Origin of the sequence: Methylococcus sp. S1M (assembly GCF_051295855.1) — a bacterium.
GTDB lineage: Bacteria > Pseudomonadota > Gammaproteobacteria > Methylococcales > Methylococcaceae > Methylococcus > Methylococcus capsulatus.
In genome coordinates this window covers 1-205 of sequence record NZ_JBPDXO010000093.1, presented here as the reverse complement: position 1 = coordinate 205, position 205 = coordinate 1, and the positions used below count along the sequence as shown (strand labels likewise).

The 205-nt window shown below is 63.4% G+C and carries 1 pseudogene; it reads left to right on the top strand.

Annotation, left to right across the window (positions count from 1 at the left end):
• Positions 1-205: pseudogene (locus ACSHWJ_RS16185) on the top strand (IS3 family transposase); the annotation flags it as partial.

The window sequence follows — 205 nt, the reverse complement described above, 5'->3', positions numbered from 1 at the left end:
GACATCGCAAAAAAAGCCGCGGCGTACTTCGCGCAGGACACGCTGCGAGGTACGCCTGGATTGACCCAATGAAGCGCCGCTACCCGGTGAGCGTCTCCTGCGAGGTGCTGCAAGTCAGCGCCAGCGGGTATTTCAACTGGCTGCGCCGGCAAGAGGATGGACAGGGCCGCAGCGACCCTACCCAACGTCACAGCGACGAAGCCCT